The sequence below is a fragment of the Sphingobacterium sp. UBA2610 genome (genome assembly GCF_002339225.1).
Taxonomy (GTDB): Bacteria; Bacteroidota; Bacteroidia; order Sphingobacteriales; family Sphingobacteriaceae; genus Sphingobacterium; species Sphingobacterium multivorum.
Genome location: NZ_DDKA01000029.1, coordinates 1 through 12,199, shown reverse-complemented (window position 1 = coordinate 12,199; position 12,199 = coordinate 1). Strand labels below are relative to the sequence as shown.

The following is a 12,199-nucleotide window of genomic DNA, read 5'->3' as shown; positions in this document are numbered from 1 at the left end:
GCTCAAACTTTGGATGCATATATCTGTAAAAGCGAACATTATGTGGTCGTCAGAGAAAAAAGAAGTTGCCGAGGTATTTTCCAGGCTCGTCAAAACGAGGGAAGGCACCTTACTTTCTGCGCATAGTCTGATCCGGATGGACAAAAGCGCCGAGTTTCATACAGCGCTCCGTATCCGCAAGGTATTGAATACGATGCTTGACGAACTGAATAGACAGTTTCCTGACTTAAATAAATAAAACATAAAAATTTAAAAAACAGGGGGTATTCCACCGCTACACCTACTAAACGTGTTCATTCTACCCATCAAAAACAGTCCTAATTATGCGATAACCGACTGTTTCCCCAAGAATTTTCTCCCCAGCTTTTTGCCGCATAATACATCTTCATTACATCCCACAATTCATTTAGATCGAATAGAAGCAGGTCCACTTTCTACATTAACCATTTCGCTACACCTGCGCCGGCCTATTTTCCGTACTACCTTTGTTTTACAGCGTACGAGAAAGTAGAAGCTGACGCTCAGGCAGGCCGCTGTATCCAATTGTATGGGCAGGTATGGCGCCCTGTTTTTGAAACGACGAAAAATAGTAAAACAGCGATAGGCAATAATAAATACTATCATCTAAATAATTAAAGTTATGGACAGGAATAAAAAAAGCAACATGATATACAAGATCATCCGGGCAGCAATGATACTTTTTTGGGTATGTGTGGGGATGGAGAAACTCTGGCAGCTTGGGGCATTCAAGATTGCCCTGGAGCAGCAGCCAGTGATCAGTTCTCTGGCTCCGGTGCTCTACTGGCTGCTTCCGCTTATGGAAATCGGTATTGGCGTATTGCTGGCGATGCCATCAGCGAGGTTGCGCGCCCTGGGATGGAAAGTTTCGACCATACTTATTATAGCTTTTAGTATCTATATCGGTCTGGGGGTATTGAATGTATATGAAAAGAAACCCTGTATGTGTACCAGCTTTTTGAGCAATATTTCCTGGACAGCACATTTGATCTTTAATCTCATTATTCTTGGCTTATCGATAACTGGATGGTTATTGCATCGTACTGTCGTCAGATCTGGTGAACGGACACTGACAGAGAAAATAAACGTCGCATTATTCCTGATAGGTTTTATGACAATAGGAGCCATTACATACGGACGCACACACTTTAAGCGGACAAATGATAGCTGGTATAGACCGAACGGCATTTACGATTATAGGGAGCCCAATACTGCCGGTGGCCCCTCAAAAGGCTTATTGGCATCCACATACGATCGGTACACAGAACCGTACCGACAATTATTTACCAAATGTTTGCAGGCTAGCAGCTTTACTAATCAATTACTGGCTTGCAGTACAGAAAGGAGGGTAGCGTTATGCTAACCAAATTTTTAAACAATTATGGCTACATGATATTAGGAGGAGCCATGATTATCGGATTCTCAGCATTTAAAGGTGCTGAGGCTTATACAGGAAAAAGTTTAGCTCCTGTAACTGTTTATTTCAACGGAGATCCATTGAATGCATCTCAGGTTGCTGATGAGTCGCGCTGGACAACTACGCCTAATGGGCATAGTTGTAATACCACCGACAACAAAGCCTGTTCGCTTCCAGTTGACAATACGGACTTGAGCGGATCGGCCTTAAATCCAGCAAAAATTTCAATGGATGCTATCCCCGGTGCAGCTGGCGCTGCTTCAGGTTATATTCCGCAACGAACCGGAGGATCGAGTTCGACTCCCTTCAATCCCGTAAACCGAAATTAAACAGTTCCTCAAAACATCAAAGCCTCCCTATATGGGAGGCTTTGGTTGTTCTATTCAAAGTGGGTTTTGTTCCATTCCTGTCAAGCGAATGATATCATCCGGCAATGGCAAAGCATACCGGTTTGCATTAGGCTCCAACCGATACTCCTTTCCAGCCAAAAACCGTCTTTGTACAATATTCGCCCCTTCAAGATTCAGGCGTTTGATGTCCATCCACCTAAGGCCCCTAAAGATCAACTCTTTTCGTCGTTCTGTTAATATCAGGCTGAGTACATCTGCTGCGACAGTCAACTGATAAGGCTTAAAAGTTCCGTTTTTATAGCGTGTAGCTAAAAGCTTGTTGAGATCCGCCTGTCCTTCCACTAGCTTGCCCGCCCGTGCAAGGCATTCCGCCCGAATGAGATAGACTTCATCTACTGCAATCCCGCCAAATGGCGATACCGTTTCCCAAGCGCTGGAAGCCACGGCATAATTCCCTTTAAATGCTTGATACCCATTAACACCGGATTTAAAGTAAACCTGCTTCCTGAGATCATTCGCATCAAACGAGTCATACAATGATGTATCCATCTGAGCTATACGGATCAAGGGGGTACCATTGGACGTCTGTTCATAATAACCTACGATTTCCTTATTGTACCGAGAAAAAGGATTTGTACCTGTCAGATCGACCTCAGCACGATCATTAAAGTCCATCAGATCATTTTTGATCTGGAGCATTTTATCTGCATAATGATAGGCCGAATCATATTTTGCCATCGATAGGTAAGCCCGGGCTAGTAAACCATAAGCAGTCGCTTTTGAGGGACGCATCACATGTGCACTCTTCTGTGGCAATAGATCCGAGGCGCCGCGTAGATCATTCTGTAAGGCCTCATAGCAGGCCAATACCGAAGAGCGTTTTGACTTTTCGTTCATATCCGAGGAACCCCGCAACACGATCCCCAAATCTGACGCAGCTGTTGTACTGTGGAAAGCCTTAGCATAATTCCACAGTAAGGATAGGTACTGATTGGATTTTGCAAAGAGGGCGGTCCCCTTGATCCGATCATAGTCCGCCGCGTTAGCAGCTGTCCGCTCGATTTTGGCCAAACGCTCCAAAACTAAGTTGGAGATATACACAGGCGCATAGCCTGCCGACCAATCATTGCTAAAGTTATACAGATTATTCCGCCAGGTATAATTTAATCGGTCCATATCCGTCTGCATATCCAGTACCGACTGCTCCAAAAAATAATCATCTGCTGAGATCTCCCCCATCGATCCAATTCCCCGGTTCATCGTAAGCGTATTATCCAGTAATTTTTGCAGGTCTTCCAGCGTTTTGGGGACCACCAACCCATCGTTGGATTGAATGTCCAGATACTTGCTACAGGAGCTATGCAATAACAGCATGCCAATGATACCCAGTAAGATTGACAGCCCTTTATTTATCATTTTCATATTGATTCGGTTGATCAAGTCTAATATTCCAGTTGTATACCCAGTGAAAACTGTTTTGAAGGACGCAGCCTATAAGCAAATTCAGGATCAATTTTTTCCTTATTGGCACACCATATCATCCCTAAATTGCTGGCATTAGTAAATAGCCGAAGATTCACTTCCTTGGCCATGACCTTATAAGATTTTTTCCAGCTGAGGTTGATATATTCCAGCCGTAGGTGATCTCCCTTTAATACATTGATGCTCGCCCTGGCGTAAAAAGCATCCGCATCGGTCGATACCGGATAATTCATGGCCGGTACATCCGTTATCTGTTCGTCACCGGGCTTTTGCCAGCGCTGCTCAAAATCCGGATAGGCTATCCCTGACTGAAACAGCGTATAGTAACTGGTTGTGGGCTTATTGAAATAATAACCGCCCTTATAGCTCAAGTTGACCGAAAGATCAAAATCACGAAACGAAAAGGTATTGATCAGGTTACCAAAATGGGTTGGCTTGGCAGGGCCGATATAGGTGATCGTCTCGTTGCCCATTGGGTTCATGGATGCTGATCTAAATATGGCGGTATAATCTGAGCTTGCCCGGCCATCCAACAATCCCTGTGGCATTCCCTGATTGTTGAGCCCCATCCATGTATATGCTGCAAGCGCATTGAGCGGAAGACCGACGACTGGATTTATCCGATTACCATCAGGCAGAAAATATACTAAACCTTCATTCAGATTACTATAATAGGCGGTCGTTTTATTCCTATTGATCCCCAGCAAAAGATTGCTGCTCCACCTGAGTGAGCCGACTGTATTTATCGAATTCAGCTTGATATCCCAGCCCTGGCCCTGCATTTCCGCAACGTTCTTTACGATCGTTCCACTATTTCCCCATGTCGTGTAATCGTATGCAGTCTGGCCGTAGAGGTCTTTACCATATTTTCGGTAATGGTCGACCGACCCCGATAAGCGGCCTTTTATGATTGAAAAATCAGCGCCAAAATTGAGCATGCCCACTTTCTCCCATCGCAGCGAGGGATCGTTCAGATTGGAAATACCCAGCATAGGAAATAAGGTATAGCGGTCTGTCCCACTCCCGGCAATCGGTTCGGGCGTCTTGCGGAGATCAACATTACCGCTATAGCCATAGGTAACCCTGAGCTTGAGTGCGTCTATCCAGTCCACCTTAAAAAACTCCTCACGGTCCATTTGCCAGGACGCACCCACAGACCATAGCGGCGACCATTTGTCGTTGGTGGTTGCTCCAAAGATATTGGCACCATCTTTTCTAAAACTTGCAGACAGGCCGTATTTATCACGGTACAGATCAGTCCAGTTGCTATAGAGGGAAACAAAACGATTTGTCGTTTTTGTAAACATGGGCGCACCCACAATGTTTAAATACAGATTGTCCGGTACCGTGGCAAATGCAGTCAGGTAATCCACAGGCACCGAAGTGAGCGGCACCTCATTATAGCCATACGCCGTATTTGAACTTCCCGACAATTGATTTTCCCGAATCTCTGCCCCAACTATACCTTGAAGACGATGCAGGCCAAAGGTTTTGTTAAAATCCAGCTGTGTCCTTACTGTGTACGATCTCCCCTGTTGCTGGTCCAGAGCACGGATAGCGCCCATGGGTACATTATAATTGCGCTGCCCACTTACCGGATCAACAGTCATAAATTGATTGATTTTTAAACGCGTAAAATAACTGTCTTTTTCATGCAGGTTTTCGCTATCGACACGCTGATCCTGCCACTGAAAGCCCAAGTTGGCACTTAAGAAGTCAAATAATTGGTAGCGTAAACCAGCCGTCGCAAATAATTCATTGAGATGACCTGTCTTGCGGTCATATTTATAATCCTGTAAGGGATAGTATCCCCAATCCAGATAGCCATCTGCATAATGCTGATCGAGATAAGATTTGCTGTACATGCTTTCAAAAGGTGTTTCATTTCCTGCAGCATCCCTAAAATAGAGATATGGCACAGCTTTCCCCACTGTATTAAAACTTGAATAGTCCGGTTTTCCAGATCGGTCAAGCTGTTGGGTAAAATTGACTGTAAGATCCAATTGCATCTTTTCTATAGGTCTGTAGCTATTGGAAAAGAGCAGGTTTATTTTTCGCATGCGTGCATCCAGATTTGTCCGGTCTGTCGTATAGCCTACGCCCAATCCATAAGCGTTTGAGTTGCTGCCGCCACCAATATGTAAGGAAAGCTGATTGGAAAAAGCGGCACCGTAAAAGCTATCTGCAAAATTGCGGCGACCGTCCTGAGCTGCAAGCCATTCAACCGTACGCGCCGAATCGGTTGCCGTAATCAGCCCCTGTTTTCTACTGTTAAGCAAATTGATGACGGGAGTCATCGCATAATAGGGCAGATAGTTGAGGAAAGTATCATAATATCCACCGTCAAACAACATGCGCTCTACTTCGATAAAATCTCGGGAAGAGGGTTGGTAGAGCTGATTCAGATCAGGCTTCTGCCGGATGATTGAAGTATTACTGAACGAGATCTTCGCCTGCCGAGCCAAGCCGATACCTCCTTTTTTGGAGGTCATGACAATTACCCCATTGCCCGCCCTTGCTCCCCAGATAGCACTAGCGGCAGCGTCTTTTAATATCGAAACAGATTCAATGTTATTTGGGTCTATATTTCCAATTTCACCCTCGTAGATAAAACCATCCAGCACCACCAGCGGGTCAAGGTTACCATTTATTGTACTCAGCCCGCGCACTGAAAAATTCAGTTTCTGCAGGTCGGGATTATTGATCGGCTGGTTATCAAAGCGGATACCGGCCGTCACATTATTCAGACGCTGCAGCACATTTAACCCCGTCTGCTGCCCCAGCAACCCGCTGGAAACAACCTCGACTGCCCCTGTTATATCACGCGCCTTTACGGTCTGATAACCTGTACTGACCAGCGCCTCATCAAGTTGGTTTACCTGTCTCTCCAGAAACAGAGGCGTTTCACGATCAAAGAAACTTACCGCCACCTTTCTCTCTATAAATCCCACACTGGAGAACACCAGTGTATCTTTCAGACTCTGCACCTTTATTTTAAATTTTCCATCCGGGGTACTACGACCGAGCGTACCCTTTCCCATCAGCCGGACCGTTACTCCCCCGAGCGGCTGTTTGTTTTCACCCGAATATACCTGGCCTGATATCATCAAATTATCTTGCTGGGCATGTGCAATAAAATTACAACACAGTATAAGAGTTATTAAATAATATATTTTCATAACAATAAGTCTTTCGAATTAATAAATACGGCTGATGTAGGGATATTCCTTTTCCTGCTGCTGCTTGGTCAACACAATACCCTTACTGGCCAAAAAAATCAGCTTCTCTTCCACAGGCATCCTTTCAAAACCCACTGGAAAAGTGAGGTCGATCTGCATGTCTTCATTCCTGTTATAGGAAACTGGCAGGTCAACATACTGATGCAGTAGGCTCAGCAAGGTTATCAACGGAAAGTTTCCAAAGGAAATTGGCCCTTCCTCGGTTTTTTCATTGACCAAATGCATACCGCCTTTGGATTTCAGATCCGAAATATTGTCCAAAATTTTGATTTTGTAATAGGATACCAGGCCTGTTTTCCTCTCTATAGTGAGGTGAAAGTAGTCTTTAAAAGCTTGCTGAAAATAGTGCTCAGCCCTGCCTGGCGAGATTGTATCCGCTACAAAGAGCTGATAGCTGTATTTGTACTGGCGGAGCGAACCGCCCAGTATCATTTGTTGGATCTTATCCTTTAACCCCTCTTCAAACACATAGTCGGTACTTTCAAAACCTTTCAATTCATTTTTAAAAGCAATTCTTAGCATAAAATTGAAGGCCGCATTAACCATTTGATAGTTGGACTTGCCATTCTTACAGGCGACATTTGGATAAGTTGGTAGATAATCGGGTAAATAGCCAGTTATAGCGGACAGATATTTAACACCTGTCGTATCAAAGATCGGCGGTGTTTCCATTGCAGCATCTTTATTGCGAAATGTGCCCCTCAGCTGTAAATCTGCTTTTTTATTTTGGAGAATAGCTTCGATATTTTTTATGCTGACTTCATCCGGCAATGTATTGCCCAGAAATGTACCATCCGGATTGATCCAGGTAATATTCGGTATGGTATTATGCGGAAAAAGGTTTGTTAGTATTGTATCATCCAATAAGGCTGGCAGTTTGATTTCAAAATTGTACTTTTCCTTGTATCGATCCAATACAAGCTTAATCCTGCGGGGAGTATCCTTGTTTCTTTTGCTATTTACCAATACTACTGTTAGTTCCTGTGGATATCGCTTTTGGATTTCCTCCATGTGTGGAATATTTTCGATACAGCTCGGACAGGTGGTGGCCCAAAAATCCAGTAAGATCAGCTTACCTTTAAGCTCTGAGAGCTTTATTGTTTTCTTCTTCCCATTGAAATAATTCAATTCGAGCGACTTGTTCCATACAACCTCAGGCATCTTATCACCCGGCTTTAAACCAACAAGATGGGAGAGCCCATCGACCCCGCTGTCCTTGCGGGGCGTCTGAGCCGATAAACTAAACATTATGAAACAAAATACCGGTAATAAAAATACCTGCCGGGCATATACTGGTTTATGTCTTAATATGGCCGGCGTAATAGATAGATATAGGGATATACAGTGTATTATATAAATACACAGCCGCTCCATGTAGCTGTAAAATAGCTTCATTTGTAAATAGGTTTATAACGTTTATAATTTGTTTATAAAAAACCTAGACACAGGGGCGCCTCCTTAGTGTAGGAAAGTGGAAGCCGTTAGACGGCTAATTGCTTACTCAGGGGCGGAAATTATGTTTCGTAGAAATTGCTTTTTTAGGTTCATACTCGTTTTATATTAACGAGTCTTGACAGTTAGCTGGCCAATTGATACATGTGGGCCTGCAAACCGTGGCTACATTAAAGTTTCTCACGCCTTACGTAACACGGATTTACAGCAGGCCCACATCTACCATATGCATACAAATATACACATAGCAATGAAGATGTGGGGTTTTACACTGCTGCCCTGCGTTACGGCGTGAGAAATGTAGCCGCAAGACTCTAAGTTAAAACTCAAAAACAAAACTTAAAAATCCTTATATAGGATTTGCAAAAACAAATATAAAAATATAAAAATCAAAAACAAAATTATTTATTCTTATTTCAGGATTATATAGATTTATTATGAGATTAAATCATTAGAATACAGTTGTTTTCCTTCATATTCAAAAAAATCAATTATTATGAATGAAAAACACGATAAGAAAACGGATATAAATTTAAAAAAACTTGAAGATGCTTTAAAAAATATCAAGGCTAGGTTCCAATCAAACGAAATTAAACATATGAAAGAAATCGCAACTCCAAGTTTTTATGTCAATGGTCTCTACAAAGCTATGTCAATGGGGTACAATACATTTATCACTAGGTTTGAACATCCCGAGGAACTCACGTTAAAAGATATTTTGAAGCTTGCTGATATTTCTAATACAGATGCAGATTTGATTTTCAAAATTGCGATAGAAAATGCAAAAAAAGAGCATGAAAAATATGATATATCTCATCTGACCGAAAAATAGAATGTCTATGATGACAAAACCAAGAATTATTGACTAAGCCTTTTAGATAGGATATCGCTAACTTGCATTCAGATATTAATGGAAATACAGTTTGGGTTATTTAATATCGATATATCACAAGAACGATTTTTTATGGTATGCTACAATAGCGTATCAATTACCGATATATGTTACAGCTAAAATAGCTGTCACTAAAGCCCTGTCTATTTCGGAGATGCTGGGTTCTTCGTCAATTTTGGTGAATTATGCTGATTTTGCAAGTATCATTTTCCTCAATAGCTGAAATCCTGCCCTTCCGTACATTTTTCTTTTTATATTTTTTATTCGATTCACTTGTCCCTCAACCTGGCCGTTACTTACTGTTCTTACTACTGCATTATTCACTGCTTCATAGTCCCTTAAAAGGTTTTTAGCGAAATTTTTAAGCCCGCACTCTGATGTTGATGCCTCCTGAATCCATTTTTGTAACATTCCTTCTTTCTTGATAAGAAACAATTGTTTAAAGTCCTTTATCAACTGCTCCAGTTGTTTTATTTGAGGAAGCTTTTCAAATAATAATTCTAAAAATTCTTTATCATCTTCCTTAAGGTGTTTTGACTCCCTATAGAGCATTAAGGATAATTTGGTTGGCGACCAAGTTTTTGCTACCACCACCTGCGCCTTATATTTCATTCTACTAAGCCCCGGCATATTATAAACTTCATTCATCTTGTGGCAAAACTGGGTATACTTACCATTGAATCCCATCTGAACAATAGTGTTATGTAGTTCTCTATATGTTTTTCCGTGGTTCTCTTCGCTCAAAAGATAATTAATGAAGGATTCCAGGTTGGTGGAGTTTCTGGACTGTCTTTTCTCAAGTTTTTCCACGGATACATACCTTGCGACTGTTTTTCGATCCAGGTTTGTAATTCTGGCAATTTGTCTCAGCGTAATACCATTGGCATATAGCTCTTTAACCTTGTCGAATAGATATTGTTTATGTGCACCAATGTTTGCTGTAGAAATCGTTGCTAGAACTTCTAAATTTGCTTCAACAGGCCCGATAACTTCCGTTAATGGAGGTTCTTTTCTTTTGGGATCATTATAAAGCTTAAATATTTCCTTCAATTCTTTTGCTTTTGATTGTAAGACTTTTTTAGCTGCTTCCCCTAAGTTCATAATTAGGTGAAAGCGGTCGGCTACCTGAATGGCATCAGGGGCCCCTGTTTTTATACCCAAAGCATATGGGCCATAGCGATCTCTGGATACTACTTTTATTTCTGGATGATTCTTCAGCCACTCTGCCAGCGTATCCGATTCACGATCCGGAAGTAAATCTATCACTTCTTTCCGTTCTAAATCCACAATAACGGTTCCGTAGGTACTTCCTTTTTTGAATGCCCAATCATCTACGCCAATTACCTCAGATGTCAAAGCCTTAGGTTGTATATCTACTCCTTGAATCACTCTTAACATAGTGGAGGAGCTAACCGGCAGTCCAACATAGCGACTAATTGCTGAACCTCTATTTCCTCCCAATTCAAGCCCCATTTTAAAAAGAAGTTCATTTGAACGAATCATTCTTCTATAATATGGCCTGATTTCACAATCGAAGCGTTCAGTAAAAACCTTTCGATGACAGACTGAATTATCACAAAAATACTTCCTAGCCCTGAGCTTGATTTTTACTAAATATCCGGAAACAGGAAGGTCTAAAAGAGTTCGGAAATATCTACTATGAACCCTATCACTCGTAATGCCACAAATAGGGCATGTTGAGTGTTTTTGATAAGCGTACGTACTAATATAAAGCTCTCCTAGAGAGGTGTACGTTGTTTCAGCTTTTAACTGTAAATTGGGAGGAAGTACAAATTCTGGAATCATAACTAAAAGTATAATATTAAATTACACATAATAATTTATATATTTGTTGTTTAGAAAAAATAAATTACAGTGGGAAAATCAGTCTTACAAATTCAGCGATCAGACGCAACAGAGATAAAGAAATTATTAAATACAAATGATGCTTATACCGTTGGTATAAGGCTATACATGGTATATCTTGTTGCATTAGGCTATTCGAGCAGACGGTTGTCTGAACTACATAATATCAGCTTCAAGCAGATAACAAATTGGGTTCATAGATTTGAAAAAGAAGGTATTGAAGGATTAAAAGATAAGAAAGGGCGCGGTAGACGGAGCAATTTATCAAACGAACAACTCGAAAGAATCAAAAACTTGGTCATAAACGAAAAACCCTCGGATCATGGATATCAATCAGTAAAGTGGACAGGCCCTCTTTTGGCTCAATGGATTGATAAAGAATATGGCTTAGCATATCAAAAGGCACAAGTCTATAACTTGCTCGAAAAGGTTGGAATTGTGTTTGAAAAGAAAAAAGGTTTAGTTTATAAAGTGTAATTATTTAACGTACTTTCACCAAAATTGACGAAGAACCAGATGCTGGGGCAGGGATTTCGGAGTCATTGGGCCAATTATTTCGCTAGTCATTGGGGCACTTTCCGATTACAATAATATACAATTTGATTAAGATTCCAATTTCTTTTTTCTACGATAGGATTCACCTGTCAATTCTACTCTATGTGAGGAGAATGTTACCCTGTCAAGTATAGCATCAGCAATCGTACTTTCACCGATTAGTCCATGCCATTTTTCTACGGGGATCTGAGTATTTGGATCTATTGGATAGAATAAATCTTTTTCTTTCAATTGAACAGGGGGAAAATGTAAGGCTTTTATTGGAAACAGATATAGAATTAGCATCACTTATTTGTGATAAATTAGCGAATTTTATAACAAAAAATCAATCTTTAGAATATCATTCTGAAAATTCGGACTTTATACTTAAGAAATATCAAAATAATTCTATATTGGTGGATGGTTTTAAACTTAACAATAAGTCTCCTTATTCTGATAAAGAGCTTTTTTATATTCGAAATATATTGTCAAAGCTACTTCTTACAACAAGATATTTTGATGAAAATTTTTTGATAAAAATTCATTGTTCAATACTTTTTATCGTATATAAGGATATCTTTATCAAAGATGAAATAAGTAAAATTAAACATCTAATTTTTAGTAATTTCACCACACATGTGTCCTAAATAAATTTTAGGATTGGATTTCTGTGGTACAGGCATAGCTTTTTTCATCATTTCGATATTGACCCCTATTTTTCAATCTGCGAAGATCTTTAGCTGTCCCTTTTTTCCTTTTATAGGCGGCCTGAAAAAGGGATCATCTATCCATTGCCAGATGTTTATTTTCACGAAGATATTCATTCTGATGAATGCGACCAGATTGGACAGGTTCCAGTCATATTTGGCCTTTTTTTGCAAGTATTTTAACAGTAATATGCCAATGAGTGAAGTCCAGATCTGGATTATCACTGCATTTTCAGAAGTCC

General features: G+C 40.8%; 10 protein-coding genes and 1 pseudogene. 5 read left to right on the top strand and 6 right to left on the bottom strand.

Annotated features, from left to right (window positions below):
* The 3 genes from B4Z47_RS20190 to B4Z47_RS20180 all read left to right on the top strand — a co-directional run.
* A partial coding sequence (locus tag B4Z47_RS20190) for a hypothetical protein (protein ID WP_286727762.1) occupies nucleotides 1–238 on the top strand: 238 nt, incomplete at its 5' end.
* 426 nt (nucleotides 239–664) lie between these two features.
* The gene (locus tag B4Z47_RS20185) at nucleotides 665–1,381 is read left to right on the top strand and encodes a MauE/DoxX family redox-associated membrane protein (protein ID WP_286727761.1); all 717 of its coding nucleotides are present in this window, start codon (nucleotides 665–667) and stop codon (nucleotides 1,379–1,381) included.
* A 26-nt stretch (nucleotides 1,382–1,407) separates the two neighbouring features.
* Nucleotides 1,408–1,764 carry a hypothetical protein gene (locus tag B4Z47_RS20180; protein WP_286727760.1) on the top strand — a complete coding sequence of 119 codons (357 nt, stop codon included), beginning with the start codon at nucleotides 1,408–1,410 and terminating at the stop codon, nucleotides 1,762–1,764.
* A gap of 54 nt (nucleotides 1,765–1,818) precedes the next feature.
* Here B4Z47_RS20180 and B4Z47_RS20175 read toward each other — a convergent pair whose 3' ends face one another.
* From B4Z47_RS20175 to B4Z47_RS20165, 3 genes are read right to left on the bottom strand one after another with little or no spacing between them, the layout of a single operon-like run.
* Nucleotides 1,819–3,207, bottom strand: coding sequence for a RagB/SusD family nutrient uptake outer membrane protein (locus B4Z47_RS20175; RefSeq protein ID WP_286727759.1), 1,389 nt, complete (start codon nucleotides 3,205–3,207; stop codon nucleotides 1,819–1,821).
* A gap of 20 nt (nucleotides 3,208–3,227) precedes the next feature.
* A complete protein-coding gene (locus B4Z47_RS20170; RefSeq protein WP_286727758.1) occupies nucleotides 3,228–6,446 on the bottom strand; it encodes a SusC/RagA family TonB-linked outer membrane protein in 3,219 nt (1,072 codons plus the stop codon).
* An 18-nt stretch (nucleotides 6,447–6,464) separates the two neighbouring features.
* A complete protein-coding gene (locus tag B4Z47_RS20165) occupies nucleotides 6,465–7,754 on the bottom strand; it encodes a TlpA family protein disulfide reductase (RefSeq protein ID WP_286727757.1) in 1,290 nt (429 codons plus the stop codon).
* A 700-nt stretch (nucleotides 7,755–8,454) separates the two neighbouring features.
* Here B4Z47_RS20165 and B4Z47_RS20160 point away from each other — a divergent pair.
* On the top strand, nucleotides 8,455–8,790 hold the full coding sequence (locus tag B4Z47_RS20160) for a hypothetical protein (protein ID WP_286727756.1): 336 nt from the start codon (nucleotides 8,455–8,457) through the stop codon (nucleotides 8,788–8,790).
* Nucleotides 8,791–9,033: 243 nt separating this feature from the next.
* Here the strand turns inward: B4Z47_RS20160 and B4Z47_RS20155 are convergent, their stop codons facing one another.
* Complete coding sequence (locus B4Z47_RS20155; RefSeq protein WP_286727755.1) at nucleotides 9,034–10,656, bottom strand: ISL3 family transposase; 1,623 nt, start codon at nucleotides 10,654–10,656, stop codon at nucleotides 9,034–9,036.
* Between the two features lie 69 nt (nucleotides 10,657–10,725).
* Here B4Z47_RS20155 and B4Z47_RS20150 point away from each other — a divergent pair, with 69 nt between their 5' ends.
* Complete coding sequence (locus B4Z47_RS20150) at nucleotides 10,726–11,193, top strand: helix-turn-helix domain-containing protein (RefSeq protein WP_070569990.1); 468 nt, start codon at nucleotides 10,726–10,728, stop codon at nucleotides 11,191–11,193.
* A 126-nt stretch (nucleotides 11,194–11,319) separates the two neighbouring features.
* Here B4Z47_RS20150 and B4Z47_RS20145 read toward each other — a convergent pair whose 3' ends face one another.
* Both B4Z47_RS20145 and B4Z47_RS20140 read right to left on the bottom strand, forming a co-directional pair.
* Entirely contained in the window at nucleotides 11,320–11,556 is a 237-nt protein-coding gene (locus B4Z47_RS20145) for an ATP-binding protein (protein ID WP_286727754.1), read from the bottom strand.
* A 413-nt stretch (nucleotides 11,557–11,969) separates the two neighbouring features.
* Nucleotides 11,970–12,199 (bottom strand): annotated as a pseudogene (locus B4Z47_RS20140) (hypothetical protein); the annotation flags it as partial.